Here is a 20,288-nt window from a genome sequence, read left to right on the forward strand (position 1 = left end):
ATCGCGCGCGTAGCTTGCCTGAAACCGAAGCAATGTTGAACGCTCCTTTACGTATCGTTAGCTACGTTACGGTTGGCCGCTTTTGGGAGTTCCGCGTTTAAGGAATTCGCAAGCAATGCATGCGAGTTTACCTGCGACATGACGGGTTTGGTCCTCTAGGAAATGGGACCGAGGAGCATGAAGCCGCTCCGTCATCGCCGGTATTTGAAGTCCGGTATGTCCTCCTTTTCGTATTCAGTTTCCAGGGGACACACTTATGACCAGCATTGTAACCAACAACTCCGCTATGGCCGCTCTGCAGACTCTGCGCGGCATCAGCAGCAACCTGCAGAACACGCAGGAAGCCGTTTCTTCCGGCCTGCGCATCTCCAAGGCTTCCGATAACGCCGCCTATTGGTCGATCGCCACCTCGATGAAGTCCGACGACAGCGCTATGGGCGCCGTCTCCGACGCCCTCGGCCTCGGTGCTGCCAAGGTCGACACGGCATCTACCGCCGTCACCAGCTCGATCGACATCGTCGGCCAGATCAAGGACAAGCTCGTCACCGCCATGGAAGGCTCGGTTGACAAGGGCCAGGTCCAGGAAGAAATCGGCCAGCTCCAGCAGCAGCTCCAGAGCGTTGCTCAGTCCGCTTCGTTCAACGGCGAAAACTGGGTCATGGCTGCAAGCGGCGACTCGGCCTCGGTCGTTTCGTCCTTCATCCGCGGCACCAACGGCACCGTTTCGGTCAGCACCACGTCCTACGCATTCAACACCGGTGCAACGGGCAACGTTCTGTTCGGCTCGAACAGCGGTTCGATCGATACCTCTTCGGGTATCCTTGGCACCACGGACTCCACGGTTGGCGCTTCGGTCTTCAGCCTGGACATTTCCAACATGACCTCGGGCCAGATCTCCAGCGCCCTCAACATGGTTCAGACCGCTCTGAACTCCATGACCAGCATGGGTTCGAAGCTCGGCTCGATCTCCAGCCGTATCGACCTGCAGACGAGCTTCGCTTCGTCGCTCTCCGACTCGATCGAATCGGGCGTTGGCAAGCTCGTCGATGCCAACATGGAGCAGGAATCGAGCAAGCTCTCTGCTCTGCAGACACAGCAGCAGCTCGCTATCCAGTCGCTCTCGATCGCGAACTCCTCCTCGCAGTCGATCCTGTCGCTGTTCCGTTAAGAAGAAGGACTGGCGCCAGACGCCAGCCGAAATTTCTAAACACCAAGTTAACCGCGCCTTCCTAAGGCGCGGTTTTTTTTATATTTTTGGATTGGCCTCGGTTCAGGTTTTCTTAACCATATTGCTGTTTTCTAACACCATTGAAACGGCGAGTTAACCTTAACAGATTGGGTTAACAGGCATGATGCTGAGTGCCGTTACCGGTTTTTAGGTCCGGAATGTCCCTTAATTAACCGCTGCCAAAGGGGCAAAATATTATGACGAGCATCCTTACCAACAACGCTGCAATGTCCGCCCTGCAGACGCTGCGCGGCATCAACAGCGACTTGCAGTCCACTCAGAATGCTGTTTCCTCCGGCCTGCGCATCTCCAAGGCTTCCGACAACGCCGCCTATTGGTCGATCGGCACCACCATGAAGTCTGACGACAGCGCTATCGGCGCCGTCTCCGACGCCCTCGGCCTCGGTGCCGCTAAGGTCGACACGGCAACGACCGCTGTCACGAGCGCCCTCGACATCGTCAGCCAGATCAAGTCCAAGCTTGTAACCGCCATGGAAGGCTCGGTTGACAAGGGTCAGGTCCAGGAAGAAATCGGTCAGCTCCAGCAGCAGTTGGAGAGCGTCGCTCAGTCCGCTTCGTTCAACGGCGAAAACTGGGTCGTGGCTGCCGCCAACGACTCCGCCTCGGTCGTTTCCTCGTTCATCCGCGGCACCAACGGCACCGTTTCGGTCAGCACCACGTCCTACGCATTCGACACCGGCGCAACGGGCAACGTTCTGTTCGGCTCGAATTCCGGCACGATCGACACCACGTCCGGCATTCTCGGCACCGTGGACAGCACGGTCAATGCCTCGGTCTTCAGCCTCGACATCACCGGCATGACCGGCGGCCAGATCTCCAGCGCCCTCAACATGGTTCAGACCGCTCTGAACTCCATGACCAGCATGGGTTCGCGCCTCGGCTCCATTTCGACCCGTATCGACCTGCAGACGAGCTTTGCTTCGTCGCTGAAGGACTCGATCGAATCGGGCGTCGGCAAGCTCGTCGATGCCGACATGGAACAGGAATCGAGCAAGCTCTCTGCTCTGCAGACGCAGCAGCAGCTCGCTGTTCAGTCGCTCTCGATCGCCAACTCCTCTTCGCAGAACATCCTGTCGCTGTTCCGTTAATAGGAAGAGCCGGCGCCTGGCGCCGACTGAAATTCCGAAACAACAATTTAACCGCGCCTCCCAAGAGGCGCGGTTATGCTTTTCAGGGTAGCCTCTATCGTATTCTTGCTGCTTTCGCGAGCAGCTCGGCTTGCTCAGGAGGCGTCCGTCGTTACGCCGGTCTTCCTGTTCTGCACGGCATCGATGAAGCCATCAAACAACTTGCGCATGGCAACCTGCTTGTAGGGGTAGACGGTCGCGCTATCCATGTTGTGGACGACCATTGCCACGTCGAGTTCGAAAACCAGCAGACGCCCGTCTGGAAGTTCGGCGCAATCGATACCGAAATAATCAAGCCCTATGTGCCGATAGAGAGCCGCGAAACTCTCCTTGTGGCGGATCGCGAAATCCGTATCGAAATTCTCCATCCAAGCCTGTTCGACAGCGCGCTTCGCCGGGCTCTCCGCCATGCCGGCGCTCAGATAATGCACGATCCAATGCTCGGAGAGTGCCATATGGCTGGCAAAGGCCTTACCGTCGATGAATACGATGCGTTGCTTGTTGTAGAGGCCGTCCGGCCCGCGGAAATCGATGAAGGGCGCGACGTAAAGCTCGGGAGCCGGCTGCGTGGCAATCCATGCGGAAAGTTCTATGATATCGGCGATGCGTTCCATTCCGTTGCCGGCATGGGTGCTGATCGGGCGAACGACCAGCGGAAAGGAGAGCCCCGGTGCGCAATCATCCAGGGTCTTCGTGCCCGCACCGATGGCGACAAGATCTGCTCGTGGCACGCGATACGTGCTCGGCGACAGGATGGAGGGCTCATTGGCCAGCATGCCGCTGACACCATCGCGCGTCAGCCTGCTGATCAGTTCCGGATCGTTGTTCATGATCGGGCCGTTAAAATCGGCCAGCACCTTCTGCATCCGTTCAAGCACGGGGCCGTTTTCCGTGGATTCGCCGATCGCCATGAACGCCACGTCATGCTCCGGCAAATCCGCGAGCGCGGTCGTTTCAGGATCCACATAGTGCAGCCAAAGAACACAGTCGCTATCCGCCAGTAGGAAATCCAGCGGCGTGTTCGCCATGAAGTTGCCCGGTGTCACGAAGGCCAGCAGCCGTGGTCCCTGTCCATTTCCATGGACGATGCAAAAGTTGCGGCTGAGATCGACGGCGCCCCGCAGGACCTGTTGCGCCTCCTCGGCGCGGTTAAGCGTTTGCAGGATCGTCGCTAGGTCGAAAATCGCCGCCGCATCCGTGCCATCGGCTCCAACGCGTTGCATCAGCTCGTTCCAGAGCGGCGTCACATCCGCGCCGGCATAGATGAGCGACACGATCCTCTGCATGCCCAGAATTCGGCCAGCGCCACCGATTTCGTCAGAGGCGCGGTCGGCCACGAGGCCGGATGTCATCAGCATGGGAGCAAATCCTGTCGAGAACCGAGTTTGAGAACGCCGTCAATCAGCGCATCGATATCCGCCTGCCGCGTGCGATGGTTCACGATCGCGGCGCGGATTGCCGGTTGTCCGTTGAAGTGAGTTAGGGAAGGGGCAACGCGCCCCTCGGCGTGGAGATGTTCGATAATCCTTGCATTGACCTGCGGCGGCACGTCGTCGCCGGCGCCGACATAGGCAAAGCAAACGATGTTGAGCGCAACCGGCGCGAGGAGCCGCAAGGCGGGTTCCTGTTCGATCCGGCCTGCCAGGCCGCGCGCCAGGGCACAGTTGGCAGCCATCGAATCGCCCAATGCCTTGACGCCATAGGTCTTGAGGGTGAACCAGGTTTTGAGCGCGCGGAAGCCGCGGGACAGGTCCGGGCCGTAGTCGCAAGGCCACCAGTCGCCGCCGGCCAGACCGGAGGCCGCGCGGCTGAGATAGGCTGCATCCGAAGCAAACCTCTGACGCTGCCATGCGCTGTCCCGCACGAGGAGGAAGCCTGCGTCGTAGGGCACCTGGCCCCATTTATGGAAATCGAACGCAAGCGAATCGCAGGACTGGATGCCGGTGAACAGATGCGCCAGATCATCGGACAGGATGCCCAGTGCCCCGAGCGCGCCATCGACGTGAAAATGCAGGTCATTGGCGTCAGCGATACCGCGCAAGGCACTGAGGTCGTCGATCGCTCCTGTATTCACCGTCCCCGCGGTTCCGATGACCAGGAACGGTGTGTGTCCTTCGTTCTTATCGCGCAGGATGGCACGTTCGAGAGCCGCAATATCGATCTGCCCGGCCGCATTGACCTGGATGCGCCTGAGCTGCTCGCTGCCGATCCCCGACATCTCGAAGGCGCGCGGCACGCAACCATGCACTTCGCTCGATGTATAGGCGACCAGCCGTGACCCATTCGGCAAGCCTTTTGCGCGGACATCCGCACCAAGCTTTCTGCTTAGCGCGAGCAGGACGGCGACGAAATTGGCTTGCGAGGCGCCAGTCAGGAACAGGCCGCCGGCGGTCTCAGGAAATGAAAATATTTGCCGGGTCCATCGGATGATCTGACGCTCGACCTCGATCGGCATATGATCGCGCCCGCCGAGATTGGCATTCAGACCGCCAGCCAGCATCTCCGCCAACATACCAGCGGCCGTTCCGCCGCCCTGCACCCAGCCCATGAATCCCGGGTGGATATTGCCGCTGCCATAGGGAAGGATGTTGTCGCGGAATATGGCGTGGGCATCCGCCAAATCCGTCGGTTCGACCGGCAGCGGTGCGTCAAACAGGGCGCGTGCGGGTGACGGCGCCGGTTGCCAGACGGGCTTCTCGGAGAGCGTTTCCAGATGGTCGAGCATATCGTCCAGCATCTGGTGACCCTGTTTGCGCAGGGTTTGCCAGTCGTCGGGGTCGAGGCTTGTCCGTTGAGGAGGTCCATCCCCCGGCAATCCGCCGTCTTGTAAACTTAACATGCCGATCCCGCATTGGCTGAATTGTCGACGTCGCGATCACGCCGTTTGCGGCGGGACAGTCGTCCGATCGTGACAATCTTATGCCGCCCAAGGTGGCGCGAGGCTGACCTGACGCGCGGCTCGCCTCTTCCGGGATATATGATTTTGTTAACTTTCCGGTTTCCTTGTTAACTTTTTATTAAGCCTAATGTTGTCATCTGCGGCTAACGCAACGGTTGGTTAACTTCTCCTAAGAGCCGGTTAACAGGCATGACGCTGACTGCCGTTCCCGGCCGAAGACCGGAATGTCCCTTCTAATTTCAGCCACAAGGGGCACCTCTCCATGACCAGTATTTTGACCAACGATGCTGCAATGTCTGCTCTCCAGACTCTGCGCTCGATCAACAACAATTTGGAAAATACCCAAAACCGCGTCTCCTCCGGCTATCGTGTTGCCAAGGCCTCCGACAACGCCGCCTATTGGTCGATCGCGACCACCATGCGTTCCGACAACAGCGCGCTTTCGGCTGTCTCTGATGCTCTGGGTCTCGGTGCTGCCAAGGTCGACACCGCCTATACGGCAATGGACAATTCCATCAGCGTCGTCGAGCAGATCAAGGACAAGCTTGTCGCGGCAACGGAAAACAGCGTCGACAAGGCTGACGTTCAGGAGGAGATTTCGCAGCTCCAGGAGCAGCTTGAGAGCATCGCGCAGTCCGCTTCGTTCTCCGGGCAGAATTGGATGATCGGAGCCAACGGCGCCTCCGCATCGGTCGTGTCCTCCTTTGTCCGCAACAACGACGGTACGGTCGCGGTCAACAGCACCAGCTACACGTTTGATACGGGATCGGCAGGCAACGTGATGTTCGGCGCCAATTCCGACGGCACGATCGACACGAGCTCCGGTATCCTCGGCACCACACAGGATATCAACGGCACGGCCTATTCCGTCTTCAGCCTCGACATTACCAACATGACGAGCGGCGACATTTCCCTGGCGATGAACCTGGTGCAGTCGGCCCTCAACACGATGACGAGCACCGCTTCGCAGCTCGGCTCGCTGTCGACCCGCATCGACCTGCAGACTAGCTTCGTTTCAACCCTGAGCGACACGATCGACTCCGGCGTCGGCAAGCTCGTCGATGCGAATATGGAAGAAGAATCAAGCAAGCTCTCGGCGCTGCAGACACAGCAGCAATTGGCGATCCAGTCGCTGCAGATCGCAAACAACAGCGCGCAGAACGTTCTGGCGCTCTTCAAGTGAGCCTTGACCGGAGCTTACGTTAGGAAAGCGCGGCGGCATTTCTCTCTTGCCGCCGCGCATAAGCTTTTGTTAGCCTTCCGGGGTACTGATTTGCAGTATTTGCGCAAAGCCCCGGTGTCCGGCCTTTTTCGTCGGAACCGTCAGGGCTTTATCTAGCGACGGGCCGCGTTGGGATCTCTTCCGCTGGCTGGCATGAAGCCGTTCGTTGCTGCCGGATCGTCCGGTCTGCCGTTTCCAATAGAATTACGGATTTTCCGATGAGCAGTCTGACGACGAACCCCTCCTCTTTGGCCGCGCTGACCGTTTTGCGCGGCGTCAACAAAGATCTTGGTGTCGTGCAGGAACAGGTTTCGTCCGGGTATCGCGTCGAGAACGCGAGTGACGATCCGACCTATTGGTCGATGTCGAAGACGATGCAGTCGGACCAGAGCAGTCTTTCCACCATCAGCGACGCGCTCGGCCTCGGCGCCTCGAAAGTCGATACCGCCTCCACCGCCATGGATTCGGTCGTCGATCTCGTGACCCAGATCCAGGCCAAACTGGTTTCGGCCAAGGAGCCGGGCACCGATAAGACCGCGGTCAATGCGGACATTCAACAGCTCAAGAACCAATTGCAGTCGGTCACGCAATCCGCGTCCTTCTCCGGTGAGAACTGGCTCTACAACACCGCTTCGCAGCCAGATACCAAGCAATCCGTCATCAGCAATTTCACGCGTGGTTCGGATGGCCAAGTCAATCTCGTGACGATCAATTACGATAGTTCGCAAACGCTGATGATCGATACCGCCGATGCGAGCCGCGGACTGCTGACGAAGGACATCGACGCCAGCGCGTTCGATACATCAGGTTCAACGTCGACATCCCGCAACTATTATCTCCTCGCTGCGGATTCCGGCACGGCTCCCTCCGACGGCACGGAAATTTCCATTTCCGAAAGCACGACGGACGATCAGCTCACCGATATGATCAATGTGACGAACTCGATCCTGAAATCGGTGACGTCAGCGGATTCGACGCTGGGTGTGATGAAATCCCGTATCGACGACCAGTCCGACTACATTTCCAAGCTCAGCGATGCCCTCAAGACCAGCGTCGGCAATCTCGTCGATACCAACATGGAAGAGGCATCCGCGCGTCAGAGCGCACTACAGACGGCACAGCAGATGGGCATTCAGGCATTGTCGATCGCCAATACCATGTCGAGCAAGATGCTGATCCTGCTGCAGGCAAAGTAAATTCCGGGTTGGCGCGGCCGAGAGGCTCGCGCCCGCCGCATTCATCCTCGCACAAGTTTGACCCCCTACGGTCCATCGCAATGGCATGGCTGCGCTATTTTCCGGTGACGTTCGGCGTCACGTCCGGAAAGCGCTGCCGCAGGACGGAAACCGGAAGCGTGATGATCGACGTTTTGAGCATGGGAATTCAAGGGACCTGTCGAGAAATCAGCTCGCGGTCTTCTGCGGATGAAAAGGGGAGGATGTCAGCATGAGCCCGACACTCTCCCGCTATCTCAAGGATTTCAGCGCCGAATCGCCGCCCCCGTCTCCAGTCGTGCCGGACATGTCGTTCGAAGAGACGTTCGATTTCCCGGAAGCTCCGGTTGTACAGCCGATCGATATCGAGGCGGAACGTCGCGAAGCCTATGCGCAGGGGCACGAAGCCGCAACGCAGGAATTGACGCAAAAGCACCAGACCGAGTTGGAGACCATCGCCGAAACGCACCGAGGCGAGATGGACGCCTTGCGCACCCGATATGAAGAGCGCGCCGCGGAGAAGATCGTCAACGGATTGACAAAGGTCGCCACGATACTTGGGCAGGCGATCAGCGCGGAGGCTGCCGCAGCACTTGCGCCGATCATGACCGAGGAGCTGACGACCAGGGCTGTCGCCGATCTCGCTGAACGCGTGGAGGCAGCGATTCTTGATGGCGCGGCCGGCCCGATTACGGTCAGTGGTCCCCGCCATCTCTTCGAGAGCCTGCATGACAGTCTCGGCCAAAACGGCGTTTTGCTGCGCCACATCGAGGCGCGCGATGTCGATCTCACCGTAACGATCGGAGAAAGCGTTCTCGTGACCCGTATGTCTGCCTGGGCCGCTAGTCTGAAAGAGATTCTGAAATGAGCGACGGCGATCACAATCAGGGCAAACACGAAATCATCATCGTCAAGCGGCATGGCGGCGGTGATCATGAAGGTGGTCATGGCGGCGCATGGAAGATCGCCTATGCCGACTTCATGACGGCAATGATGGCCTTCTTTCTGGTGATGTGGCTGGTGAATGCCGCAAACGAAGAGACGAAGGCCTCCGTTGCCTCCTATTTCAATCCGATCAAGCTCGCCGACGAAAAGCCGACCGAAAAGGGGCTGAAGAAGCCTGTCGATAAGGCGGACGGGCAACAGAACCAGGCGAAGTCGAAGAACAAGGAAGACAATCCGAACGACGGCAAGTCCGCCAAGACCGGCGAGGACCAAACCTCGACGTCGGGCGATCAGACGAATTATTCCGAAGCCGATTTCTTCGAGAATCCCTATTCGGTTCTGGCCGAAATCGCTCAGCAGGTCGGTCAGCAGGCCAATGTCAGCGCCAAGGGCGAGGGGGGCGCTGCCCAATCCGGTCCCGCCACAGGTGCGGATGGCGGCCAGGCCTATCGCGATCCCTTCGATCCGGATTTCTGGACCAAGCAGGTTCAGGTCTCGAGTGCCTCGAAGAAGGCCAACGAAGAGCAATCCGCAAAATCCGACCAGTCGCCGAAGGGCGAAGTGATTGCCCTTTCCAAGGCGACTGCCGCCGATACCGGTCAGCCGGCTACTCAGCCACAGACTCCTGAAGACCAGCCGACTCTGAGCGATCAACAGGCGCCGACGGATCAGCAGACCCCGGCCAAGGACCAGCAGAACAAGCAGGCTACGAAGCAAACCGCGAACCAACAGAGCGCCAGTGCAGCCGCCGCTACCGCCGCCGAGCAAAGCGATGCTTCGACGACCGAAGACAGCACCGCAGCGGCGCAGAACAAGGACGCCGCCCCGACGAAGGATCAGCAGCAGGATGCCAAAGACCTGCAGCAGGCGATCGAGAAGCAGATCAGCGGCGTCGCCGGTCAGCTCGCCGAGGGTCTGCAGGTCACGCCGGCTGAGGGCGGGCTTCTCGTGACGATTTCCGATCAGACCAACGATCCGATGTTCAACATCGGCTCGGCCGTTCCACGCCAGGAGATGGTGCTGGCGATGGCGAAGATCGGCAAGGTCCTCGCGGACCGCAAAGGGTCGATCCTGATCCGCGGCCACACCGACGGGCGCCCCTATATGGTCGATGGCCACAATGACAATTGGCGCCTGTCGCTCGACCGCGCTCAGAGCGCCTACTACATGCTCACTAACGGCGGGCTGGACGAGAAACGGATAGCGCAGGTTTCGGGGTTTGCCGACCGCCGGCTGAAACTGCCCGACGATCCCTTCAACGACGCCAACCGCCGCATCGAAATCCTGATTCAGGGCGCTTCGAACCAGGCTGCCAAGAGCCAGACCGATGGCGGAAATCAGGAGCCGGTCAAGCCAGTCCCGGCCAAGCCGAGCCAAGGCAAGCAGGGTAAGGGCCAAGGCAAGCCGACACAAGGCAAACAGGGATAGTCCATGGCGCGCATTCAGCATCGTCATCGCCTCGCGCTCGCTCTGACCCTCGGCATGTCAATGCCGGGGATCGCTGGTGCTGAGGATGCGGACAGCCTGCCGCCCTATAAGATGCTGCGCTCGCTCGAATTCATCCAGGACTCCGTGGTGGCAGGTGACAGTTCGGCCGGCGAGATGCAGCGTTTCATGCTGGCGACCATCGACGAGCGTCTGCGCACCGCCGATAAATCCACCTTCGACGATAGCCGCAATGTCGACGCCGCGCTGATTTACGCGATGAGCGGCGGTAATCCTGCGACGCTGGAATTTCTGATGTCGCGCGACCTCAACGGCAATTTCGACAATCGCGTCGCCGATGTATTGAGGAAATATCTGAACGGCAAAGGGCTGCTGGTGGTCAATACGCTCAGCGATATTGCCCGGGAATATCGTGACAAGAAAATCGGCCCCTATATTTCGCTCGTTGCCGCCAACGTCATGTCCTCCAAAAACCCGAAGGCGGCGCTGAAGCTTTATGACTGGGCGCGCTTGACGTCGCCCGGCACCATTGTCGAGGAATCGGCGCTGCGTCGTTCCCTTGCTCTTTGCACCGATAGTGGGATGGTGCCGGAGGGGCTCGCCTATGCGCAGCGCTATACGAGGCGCTTCCTGCATTCGCCCTATGCCAGCCAGTTCGCCAACCTTTTCGTGCAGCTCGTCGTCGATCATAACGCCGAGGTCAAGCAAGAGGATATTGTCGACATCCTGTCCTTCATGGACCCGCCGAGGCAGCGGGAAATCTATCTGCGGATGGCGCGTCGCGCCGCGATCGCCGGCAAGGCCGATCTTGCCGCCCTCGCTTCCGGTCGTGCCCAGGCGATCTCTAACGACGGCGGCGATGCATTCGGCGCTCTGGCGGGCTTCTACGGCGGCGTTGCCGGTGTATCGACACCTGAGCTGGGGACCGCGGTTCGCAACATAGATCAGATGCCAGCCGGCGAATTGAACGTGCAGGATCGCGCCCTGCGCGACGCCGCCAAGGTGGTGGCGGACGAAATTCTGCGGGCGCCAGACCCGTCAAGCCTGACGCAAGTCTCACCCCTTAATCTGCCTAATCAAGATAATACTGAACACGATGCTGCTGTGACGAAACCACCTGGGGCCAAGCCCCCTGGCACGGCGGGTGTTGAGGAGGGAGCCCCGGCAAAGGCGGCTCCCGCCCCGGAGGAAGGGAGGCAGGAGGCCGACTCTTCATTCAACGCATTCGTCACGACGAGCCGCTCGAAGCTTGACGCCATCGACGGCCTGTTGAAGCAGGAAAGTCATTGATCATGATGGATATCGGTATTGCCAGTGCCCCATCTGGGGCCGATCTGGTTGCTGTTGCCAAGGGCGGGCGTTCGGCCAAGCAGGATGACGGTGACGGCAAAGGTTTTCTGGATGCGCTGACGAGTTCGCGCGGCAACGGGCGAAGATCCGACGCGTCCGCGCAGGGCGATGCGGACACAACCGATACCGCTGGTGGCGCCGATAGCAACACCGATGCCGATACGGTGCAAACTTCGGCAGGCGATCCGACCGCGACCACTCCGCCCACGGATGATAGCAGCACCGGAGCCGGCATGATCGATCCGTCCGCCGCCAATATTGCCGCCCTCGCTGAGCTGGCCAAAGGCTCCAAACAGCCTGGCGGTGCGAAGTTCCCGCAGGGAGCGGACGCAGCAAATCTTTCAAAATCGCTGATGGATCTGCAGAAGCAGGCCCCGGCAGATGCCACATCCGCCGATCAGGCTCAGGCGGCCGACCCGGCTGGCAATACGGACCCAACCGATATTCTGGCTCAGGCGCAGACCTCGGATCAGCTTGATGATATTGCGCAGCAATTCTCGGACGCGATCGCCGGCAATCAGCCGATGCAAGGTAATGGCGACGGCAAGACGCAGGCGCCTGGCAAGACAGGCAAGACGACGTCAACCGACGACGATGGTAAGTCTACGATAACGCAAGGCGCTCAGGCCAGCGGCGCGGTGTCGGACGCGCTGTCGCTTCTGAATGTGCCGCAGGCGGCCAACGCGGTTGCGGCTGCGCCGCAGAGTGTAGCGAATGTGTTTGCCGGCGCCGACGCAAAGACGCAGGCGGATTCGGATCAGTCGTTGCCAAAACTTGGCGATGTGACGGCGCTCAAGGATGCATCGGCGAATGCCACGGACGCCGACGCAACACCTTCTGTTGCTACCGATGCCACCGCTACCGCACAGACCTTCCGGCTGGTGCGCGCCGATGGCCGCGGCGGCTCGCTCGACATGTCGATCAGCAAGGGCAGCGACGATACGGCACAGGTCGACGTCAAGGCATCGGGCGGCGGCAATGCGGAGACCGTTACGGTGCTCGATTCCCGCCGCTACCTCGGCCTTGCCACCAATTCCAGCGCGACGCTCGTCACAAGCGCGCTGGCGGGAGACGGGGAGTGGTCGGGTGCGATGCAGTCGAGTTCGGCGCTCTCCAACGCCGCGAGCTGGACAAGCACCGGTAAGGTCGTCAATACGCTCAAGATCCAACTGCATCCCAACGATCTCGGCCAGGTCACCGCTACCATGCGGCTTTCTGGCGATCAGTTGAGTGTCGATCTCAAAGTGCAGACCAGCGAGGCCTATCGGCAGCTCCATGCCGATCAGAGCCATATGATCGACGCGTTGCGCGCCCAGGGATATCAGGTCGATAATATCACTGTGACCCTGGCCTCGAACGCGGATCAGCAATCGGATAGCGGCAGGCAATCCGGCTCGCAAGGACAGTCCCAACAGCAATCCCTATTGAATCAGGGGCAGGGCGGGGACGCGCGACCAAAGGGGCAGAGCTATTCGGGGCAGCAGGCAAATGGCAATGACGGCAATCGCAGCACGGGCGACCGCAGCATGGAAGACAGCACTGCTGGCACTGCTCAGCGTCTGCGCTCTGGCGACGTTTACCTCTGACGCCCTTGCTTCTGCGAATGGTGCTCCGCCCGACAACGGCGCGGCCGGCCTGTGCGAGCGCGAAATCCAGTCGGCTGCAGCGAAATTCGGAATACCGGAAGGGATTCTTTATTCGGTCGGTTTGACGGAGACCGGACGCAAGGGCTCGCTCTATCCCTACGCCCTCAATATCGAAGGCAAGCCGGTTTTCCCGCCTTCGGAAGGCGCCGCCTTGCAGACCTTTGTGGCGGCGAGACAGAGCGGAGCGAAGCTGATCGATATCGGCTGCATGCAGATTAACCAGTATTTTCACGGCGAAAACTTCGCCTCCGTTGCCGATATGTTCGACCCGCATCGCAATGTCGAATATGCCGCCAAGTTCCTCCGCGACCTCCACGACAGGCATGAGACCTGGACGATGGCGGTAGCAAGATACCATGCCGGACCGAACAACGACCCCGCCCAAAAGGTCTATGTCTGTCGTGTCATCGCCAATCTGGTCGCCACCGGATATGGGAAATGGACGCCCAACGCGGCGACCTTCTGTCAAAACTAAAATAACCGAAAGTTGCATTTGGCTTTTCGTGCGTCGTCGCTAACCTATTTGGCATGGTTGACAACATGCAGATTGCCTGAATTACATATATTCATAATATACTAACTAACCAAATTTTTATCGGTGTAAAACGAAGAGCACCCACTACATATAGTGCAAATCGTACCCTAAATCTTAATCAATTATTAATTCCCGTCACTCATTTCCTTCAGTTGTTCGTGATTCGCCCGATTCGTACCCATAGTCCATCGAAACACCACACTGATTCGGAGGCGGACGAATGATCGTAGTGGTTGATGAGCGAGAGCTCGTTAAGGATGGTTACACTTCTCTCTTTGGGCGCGAGGGCATCCCGTCGACGGGGTTCGATCCCCGGGAATTCGGCGAATGGGTCACGACCGCTGCAGACGGCGATATTGCCGCCGTCGAAGCATTTCTGATCGGACAGGGACAGCATGTGCACGAATTGCCGCGGGCAATTCGCGACCGCTCTGTCGCCCCGGTTATTGCCGTTAGCGATCAGCCCTCGCTGGAATCGACGCTGGCGCTCTTCGACTGCGGCGTCGACGATGTCGTCCGTAAGCCGGTGCATCCGCGCGAGATCCTTGCCCGTGCGGCAGCGATCCGCCGGCGGCTGAAGGCGATCACCAGCTACACCGACATCGGCCCGATTCGCGTTTTCGCGGACGGCCGTGACCCGGAGATCAACGGCGATGTCTTCGCCCTTCCGCGGCGCGAACGGCGCATCCTGGAATATTTGATTTCCAACCGCGGCCGCCGGGTGACCAAGACGCAGATCTTCAACGCGATCTACGGCATCTTCGACGAGGAAGTCGAAGAGAACGTCGTTGAAAGCCACATCTCCAAGCTGCGCAAGAAGTTGCGCAAGAAGCTCGGTTTCGACCCCGTCGATTCCAAGCGCTTCCTTGGCTACTGCATCGATTGGAATTGATCCATCGATCGGGATTTGGCGTAGCAACGCTCGAACCCCGCGTGTAATTCCCTCCCAGAATTTCTCCCAATTCCCCAGAATTATACGCGGGCCCGAACATCGACGGCGGTGTTCGAATGAGAAGGTGCGCCAACTCTTACCGTCACTGCGACCCTTGAGCGTTCTTTTTGACGCGTCGCAGCAATCTTCGAAAAGCTGCATCATGATGACCGGCTTTTCCTCTTTTCAGACAGCTTCACGCAAGGCCCGCCCCATACTCTCAGCCTTACGAGGAAAACGAGGATTCCAGATGAGCATTTTCGGCAGCATGAAAACCGCGGTTTCAGGGATGAACGCCCAGGCGAACCGTTTGGGCACTGTTTCTGACAACATCGCCAACGCCAATACCACCGCCTACAAAGAATCAACGGCGAGCTTTTCCTCCCTCGTCCTGCCTTCCTCGGCCGGCAGCTACAGTTCCGGCGGCGTCCAGACGTCGGTGCATCAGGCGATCTCGCAGCAGGGCACCATATCCTACACGACCTCGAGCACCGACCTCGCAATCCAGGGCAACGGCTTCTTCGTCGTCCAGAGCTCGTCCGGACAGACGTTCCTCAGCCGCTCCGGCGACTTTTCTGCGGACTCCTCGGGCAACCTCGTCAATTCCGCCGGCTTCACGCTGATGGGCTATCCCGCTAGCTCGTCCGGGACGGCTTCTGTGGTCGTCAACGGCTTCAGCGGCCTGGAACCGATCAATGTCAGCCAGAACGGCGTGACCGCGGTCGCTACGACGACCGGCGAGATGGAAGGCAACCTCAATTCTAATGCCACCATCGCGACCACCAGCTCCACCGGTCATCTGCCGTCCGAAAATCTGGCGCCGGTAACCGACGACACGAACAAGGTCTCGGTCACCGGTTATGACAGCCAGGGCAATGCCACCACCTTCGACGTCTACTATACCAAGACAGCCGACAATACGTGGGATGTAACGGTCTACAATCAAGCAGACTTGGTCTCCAATCCGACATCGGGCAGTGCTCTTTATAGCAGCGATCCCGTCGGCAGCACGGAGCTGGATTTTGACGACACTGGCGCTTTGACGAGCGGCGGAACGTTCGATCTCAGCTTCACCAGTGGATCGACGACGCAAACCATCTCAATGGATATGACGGGCTTCACCCAGGTCGCTACCGACTTCAACGCGACGGGCAGCATGAACGGCCAGGCTCCGAACCCGGTGACGAGTGTCACCATCGGTAAGGATGGCACGGTCAATGCAGTCTATAAGGACAGCTCCACCAAGGCCCTCTATCGTATCCCGCTCGCCACGGTGGCAAGCCCCGACAATCTGACGCTTGAGAGCGGCAACGTCTATTCGGCCAATGGTGACTCGGGCGTTACGGTGACCGGTTTCCCGCAGACTGGCGGCTTTGGCTATATTCAGTCCGGCGCGCTGGAAGAGTCCAACGTCGACCTCGCGACCGAACTGACGACCATGATCGAGGCGCAGAAAAGCTACACCGCGAACTCCAAGGTGTTCCAAGCCGGTTCCGACCTTCTGGACGTTCTGGTCAACCTGCAACGTTAATAAGTACGATAGGGTAACGAGCCAGCCATGTCGCTCACCACAGCACTCAATAACGCTCAAGCGATATTCAACAATACCGGCACGCAGAGCAGTGTCGTATCGAACAATATCGCCAATGCCGGCAACACGGATTATACCCGTCGCCAGGCGATGTTGACGACGGACATGACTGGCGCACAGGTCGTAAAGATCGCCCGCGCCGACGAGCCTTCCTTGCAGAAAGCGTTCCTGGGCAGCACGTCCGACGATGCTGCTCAGCAACGCCTGCTGAAGGGCTATGAGGATATTCAATCCGGAACGATCGGCGGCAACGACAACGAGATCGCGCCGGCCACCTACCTTGCCGCCCTGCAAACGGCAATGCAGACCTATGCTGGTTCGCCGGCCAGCACCACCGCGGCGCAATCGGCCGTCAACGCTGCCCAGGATCTCGCAAATTCCCTGAACAACGCCACCACGGCCGTCAACGGAATTCGCACCGATGCCGACAAGGAAATCAGCTCGGATGTAGACTCGCTGAACAGCCTGCTCTCGCAGTTCGAGCAGGCGAATGATGCGGTCAAGACAGCGACCGCGACCGCCGGTCCAACCTCTTCCGCGCTGGCGGATGCAACGGACCAACGCGATGCGGTTCTGAAGCAGATTTCCCAGATCGTCGGTGTCACCACGGTAACACGATCGAACGGCGACATGGCGCTCTATACCAGCGGCGGCACGACACTGTTCGAGACGATACCGCGTCAGGTGACCTTCTCGCCGACGAATTCCTACACGGATGGCACCGTCGGCAACAATGTTTATATCGACGGTGTGGCAGTCGATCCCGGCGAGGGCGCTGACACGACGGCTCAGGGCAGTCTTCAGGCAGCACTTCAGGTTCGCGACGACATTGCCCCGACCTACCAGAAGCAGCTCAACGAAATCGCCCGCGGCCTTGTGTCGATGTTTTCGGAAAAGAACCAGTCCGACTCCACTCAAGATCCGTTGCCCGGCCTTTTCACATGGAGTGGCGGCACGGTGCCGACCGATGCCACCACCGTCTCCGGCATGGCCGGTACGATTGAGGTCAATTCCGCACTGATCACCTCGGAAGGCGGCGATCCAACCCTCTTGCGGGATGGCGGCATCAACGGTTCCGACTATGTCGTCAACTCCAGTGGCGACAGCGGCTATTCCACGCTGCTCGACTCCTACGTCACCGGCTTTGACACGAAGATGGACTTCGACGCCGATGCCGGCTCCGACACGACAGCCAGCATCATGAATTACGCGTCCGATTCTATCGGCTGGCTGGAAGATCAGCGCAGCTCGGCAAATACGGCGGCGGAAAATACCTCGGCGGCACTGTCTCGGTCATCCGAAGTCTATTCGAACGAGACCGGGGTCAACCTCGATGAAGAGCTGACGCTGATGATGGACATCGAGCAATCCTACAAGGCGGGAACGAAGATATTGAACGCCGTGAACGAAATGCTTCAATCGGTACTGGATATTGCGAGCTAAGCCATGAAACTTTCCTTCATTTCAAGCGCAGCCATTCAGAACGCTATGCGCCAGACGATCCGTCAGTCGCAGAATGAGATGACGGATGCTTCGACAGAAGCGACGACCGGTGTCTATGCCGATATCGGTGTCGCGCTGGGCAGCAACACCGCGCTCAGCGTCAATCTCACACGGGAAGTGACGCGCATCGATTCCCTGCTGAGCAGCAACTCGATCGCCGACCAGCGCATGTCGTCCTCGCAGACGGCCCTGAGCGATATGTCGTCCCAATCCCAGAAGCTGATGGACCAACTGGTGGCGTTGCGCGGCAACACCGATGGCAGCAGCGTGTCGCTGACGCAGCAGACGGCGAGTGCGACACTTTCGAGCTTCCTTTCCGATGCCAATACCATGGTCAACGGTGAGTATCTCTTTGCCGGCACCAATACCGACGTGCAGCCGATGACCGACTACACCTCCGAAGCAACAACGTCTATCCAGGCGGCGTTGTCACAATACGCCAGCGACAACGGCACGACCGTCGATCAGCTCACCGGCGACCAGATGACGGATTTCATCACCACCCAGGTCGAGCCGATGTTCACGTCGGACAGCGCTACTGCGCCGGATAGCTGGGCAAGCTGGTCGGCCGCTTCGGATCAGAACATGTCGAGCCGCATCAGCAACTCGGAAGTGATCGATTCCTCGACCAACGCCAATGAACCCGGCATGCGCTACCTGGCGCTCGCAACCACCGTGGTCAATTCGCTGATGGACTCGTCATTGAACTTGAGCCAGGACGCGTTGAACGCGGTCAACGACCAGGCCACCAGCTATACGCGTCAGGCGATCGACGGGATCAACGACCAGTCGAGCCAGCTCGGCCTGTCGCAATCGCGTCTCTCAGATGCGAACACATCGCTGAATGCTCAGAAAGACATCATTAACACTAATATCGGGGACCTTACCGGAGTCGATCCTTATGAGGCTTCGACCAAAGTCAATAGCCTCGAAACTCAGCTTGAGACGGCCTATACTATCGTCTCCAAGATACAGCAGCTGAGCCTTGTAAATTACCTTTGATGATCAAAGGGATGTAATGACCAGGAAGGATGCATGAATGTATCAGTTCTCATATGCGGAAGTCATGCAGGATGCGGTGGCCGACGCCAAAGAAAGAGAACGGCAAGTACTGGACCGGTCGGTAGCTCTTCTCTCAGCGGCCCGTGACAAGGGGAAGTACGGCCGCGAAGCGATCGAGGCGTTGTTCTACACAAGACGCGTCTGGCTCAGCTTTATTGAGGATCTGAAAAGCCCGGAGAACCAGCTCAACGTCGAACTGCGTGCCAATCTGATCTCCATCGCAATCTGGATTTTGAAGGAATGCGATCGGATCCGTAGGCGCCAGTCGGAAAATTATCAAGGCATCATCGATGTCACCACCATCATCAGGGATGGACTTAAATGAAAAGTACGCTTCGCATATCGCTTAAAGCCGGGGAAAGAATTTTTATCAACGGGGCCGTGCTGCGTGTTGACCGCAAGGTCGCCCTGGAATTCCTGAATGATGTGACCTTCCTGCTCGAGAACCACGTTCTCCAGCCGGAGGATGCGACGACGCCGCTGCGCCAGCTCTATTTCATCGCGCAGATGATCCTCATCAATCCGGAAGGCAAGGAACAATCGACGGCAATGTTCCGCAAGTCGATCGTCATGTTGCTCACATGCTTCCGCAACGAGGAAGTGCTGGCCGAGCTGAAGCGTATCGACGGCCTCGTTGCCACGGGCCGCGCCTTCGATGCGCTGAAGGCAATCCGGGGGCTTTATCCGGTCGAGGACAACATCCTTAACAGCCAGGAGATGCCGGCGGCAACGATCGAACACATCCGCCGGGAGATCGCTCCGTGGCGGTAGATCCGGTCAGTGTGCTCAGCAGCAGCAGTAGTACCAGCAGTAGCAGTTCGAGCAGTGCTGCAGCGGCGTCTACAAGCGCCACTCTGAATTATAACGACTTCCTCCAGCTCCTCATCGCCCAGATGAAGACGCAGGACCCGACCGACCCGATGGATGCCAGCCAGCAGATTTCGCAGCTCGCCAGCTTCTCTCAGGTCGAACAGCAGATCCAGACGAACTCGCACCTGGAAACGGTGTTGCAGAACCAATGGATTTCGAATGCGTCGGACTATATCGGCAAGGAGATCATGAGTGCCGACGGCACTGTGACCGGTACGATCAAGGAAGTAACCGTCTATTCGGACGGTATCATCGCAGAAACCGACGCGGGCGACAAAGTGCTGCTGCAGGCCGGCGTTACTGTTGCTCCTTCGGGCACGACCATTGATGCGCCGACGTCAACGACGGATACTAGCAGCAGCGATTCGACTGACAGTAGCAGCTCGACCAGCGGCTCATGAGGAGCCGCTGAACTAAAGGATGAAGATATTATGAATGAAGCCGATGCATTGGATATCTTCCAGGCGGCGATCTGGACGGTGCTCGTTTCCTCGGGCCCGGCCGTTCTCGCCGCCATGCTCGTCGGCCTCGTCATCGCCTTGATCCAGGCGCTGACACAGGTGCAGGAAGCCACATTGACCTTCGTTCCGAAGATCGTTGCCGTCATGGTGACCGTCGGCATCACGGCTCCCTTCGTCGGCTCGCAGATTTCGATCTTCACCAACCTCGTCTTTTCCCGAATTCAGTCGGGGTTTTAG

19 protein-coding genes are annotated in these 20,288 nt (G+C 58.8%); 17 read left to right on the plus strand and 2 right to left on the minus strand.

The window, feature by feature from the left end:
• The first annotated feature begins 256 nt into the window (after positions 1 to 256).
• Together C9E91_RS03690 and C9E91_RS03695 are read left to right on the plus strand one after the other, a co-directional pair.
• On the plus strand, positions 257 to 1,168 hold the full coding sequence (locus C9E91_RS03690; protein WP_107106994.1) for a flagellin N-terminal helical domain-containing protein: 912 nt from the start codon (positions 257 to 259) through the stop codon (positions 1,166 to 1,168).
• Between the two features lie 257 nt (positions 1,169 to 1,425).
• The gene (locus C9E91_RS03695) at positions 1,426 to 2,337 is read left to right on the plus strand and encodes a flagellin N-terminal helical domain-containing protein (protein ID WP_107106995.1); all 912 of its coding nucleotides are present in this window, start codon (positions 1,426 to 1,428) and stop codon (positions 2,335 to 2,337) included.
• Between the two features lie 134 nt (positions 2,338 to 2,471).
• On the opposite strand, the gene C9E91_RS03700 is transcribed toward C9E91_RS03695, so the two are convergent.
• Both C9E91_RS03700 and C9E91_RS03705 read right to left on the minus strand, forming a co-directional pair.
• The gene (locus C9E91_RS03700; RefSeq protein ID WP_107106996.1) at positions 2,472 to 3,734 is read right to left on the minus strand and encodes an ATP-grasp domain-containing protein; all 1,263 of its coding nucleotides are present in this window, start codon (positions 3,732 to 3,734) and stop codon (positions 2,472 to 2,474) included.
• The gene (locus C9E91_RS03705) at positions 3,728 to 5,215 is read right to left on the minus strand and encodes a pyridoxal phosphate-dependent decarboxylase family protein (protein WP_107106997.1); all 1,488 of its coding nucleotides are present in this window, start codon (positions 5,213 to 5,215) and stop codon (positions 3,728 to 3,730) included. Before C9E91_RS03705 ends, C9E91_RS03700 begins: the two co-directional genes overlap by 7 nt.
• A gap of 322 nt (positions 5,216 to 5,537) precedes the next feature.
• Here C9E91_RS03705 and C9E91_RS03710 point away from each other — a divergent pair, with 322 nt between their 5' ends.
• From C9E91_RS03710 to fliQ, 15 genes are all read left to right on the plus strand, one after another.
• On the plus strand, positions 5,538 to 6,458 hold the full coding sequence (locus C9E91_RS03710) for a flagellin N-terminal helical domain-containing protein (protein ID WP_107106998.1): 921 nt from the start codon (positions 5,538 to 5,540) through the stop codon (positions 6,456 to 6,458).
• Positions 6,459 to 6,715: 257 nt separating this feature from the next.
• Entirely contained in the window at positions 6,716 to 7,693 is a 978-nt protein-coding gene (locus tag C9E91_RS03715) for a flagellin N-terminal helical domain-containing protein (RefSeq protein WP_107106999.1), read from the plus strand.
• 250 nt (positions 7,694 to 7,943) lie between these two features.
• Entirely contained in the window at positions 7,944 to 8,579 is a 636-nt protein-coding gene (locus C9E91_RS03720; RefSeq protein WP_107107000.1) for a hypothetical protein, read from the plus strand.
• Positions 8,576 to 10,084 (plus strand): MotB family protein, encoded by a 1,509-nt coding sequence (locus C9E91_RS03725; protein ID WP_107107001.1) that lies wholly within the window; start codon positions 8,576 to 8,578, stop codon positions 10,082 to 10,084. Before C9E91_RS03720 ends, C9E91_RS03725 begins: the two co-directional genes overlap by 4 nt.
• Positions 10,085 to 10,087: 3 nt before the next feature.
• Positions 10,088 to 11,392 carry a chemotaxis protein MotC gene (gene motC / locus C9E91_RS03730; protein ID WP_107107002.1) on the plus strand — a complete coding sequence of 435 codons (1,305 nt, stop codon included), beginning with the start codon at positions 10,088 to 10,090 and terminating at the stop codon, positions 11,390 to 11,392.
• Between the two features lie 2 nt (positions 11,393 to 11,394).
• Complete coding sequence (gene fliK, locus C9E91_RS03735; RefSeq protein ID WP_107107003.1) at positions 11,395 to 13,038, plus strand: flagellar hook-length control protein FliK; 1,644 nt, start codon at positions 11,395 to 11,397, stop codon at positions 13,036 to 13,038.
• Complete coding sequence (locus C9E91_RS03740) at positions 12,947 to 13,573, plus strand: transglycosylase SLT domain-containing protein (protein ID WP_107107004.1); 627 nt, start codon at positions 12,947 to 12,949, stop codon at positions 13,571 to 13,573. Before fliK ends, C9E91_RS03740 begins: the two co-directional genes overlap by 92 nt.
• Positions 13,574 to 13,853: 280 nt before the next feature.
• On the plus strand, positions 13,854 to 14,525 hold the full coding sequence (rem, locus tag C9E91_RS03745; RefSeq protein WP_104822015.1) for a transcriptional activator Rem: 672 nt from the start codon (positions 13,854 to 13,856) through the stop codon (positions 14,523 to 14,525).
• A gap of 289 nt (positions 14,526 to 14,814) precedes the next feature.
• Positions 14,815 to 16,095 carry a flagellar hook protein FlgE gene (locus tag C9E91_RS03750; RefSeq protein ID WP_107107005.1) on the plus strand — a complete coding sequence of 427 codons (1,281 nt, stop codon included), beginning with the start codon at positions 14,815 to 14,817 and terminating at the stop codon, positions 16,093 to 16,095.
• A 27-nt stretch (positions 16,096 to 16,122) separates the two neighbouring features.
• Positions 16,123 to 17,598, plus strand: a complete 1,476-nt coding sequence (gene flgK, locus C9E91_RS03755) for a flagellar hook-associated protein FlgK (protein WP_107107006.1) — start codon at positions 16,123 to 16,125, stop codon at positions 17,596 to 17,598.
• 3 nt (positions 17,599 to 17,601) lie between these two features.
• Positions 17,602 to 18,660 (plus strand): flagellar hook-associated family protein, encoded by a 1,059-nt coding sequence (locus C9E91_RS03760; RefSeq protein WP_107107007.1) that lies wholly within the window; start codon positions 17,602 to 17,604, stop codon positions 18,658 to 18,660.
• A gap of 37 nt (positions 18,661 to 18,697) precedes the next feature.
• A complete protein-coding gene (gene flaF / locus C9E91_RS03765; RefSeq protein ID WP_107107008.1) occupies positions 18,698 to 19,045 on the plus strand; it encodes a flagellar biosynthesis regulator FlaF in 348 nt (115 codons plus the stop codon).
• On the plus strand, positions 19,042 to 19,491 hold the full coding sequence (gene flbT, locus C9E91_RS03770) for a flagellar biosynthesis repressor FlbT (protein ID WP_107107009.1): 450 nt from the start codon (positions 19,042 to 19,044) through the stop codon (positions 19,489 to 19,491). The genes flaF and flbT overlap by 4 nt, the downstream gene beginning before the upstream one ends.
• The gene (flgD, locus tag C9E91_RS03775) at positions 19,482 to 19,991 is read left to right on the plus strand and encodes a flagellar hook assembly protein FlgD (RefSeq protein WP_107107010.1); all 510 of its coding nucleotides are present in this window, start codon (positions 19,482 to 19,484) and stop codon (positions 19,989 to 19,991) included. Before flbT ends, flgD begins: the two co-directional genes overlap by 10 nt.
• Before the next feature lie 30 nt (positions 19,992 to 20,021).
• The gene (gene fliQ / locus C9E91_RS03780) at positions 20,022 to 20,288 is read left to right on the plus strand and encodes a flagellar biosynthesis protein FliQ (RefSeq protein ID WP_107107011.1); all 267 of its coding nucleotides are present in this window, start codon (positions 20,022 to 20,024) and stop codon (positions 20,286 to 20,288) included.

Source organism: Rhizobium sp. SEMIA4064, from assembly GCF_003025035.1.
GTDB classification, from domain to species: Bacteria; Pseudomonadota; Alphaproteobacteria; order Rhizobiales; family Rhizobiaceae; genus Rhizobium; species Rhizobium paranaense.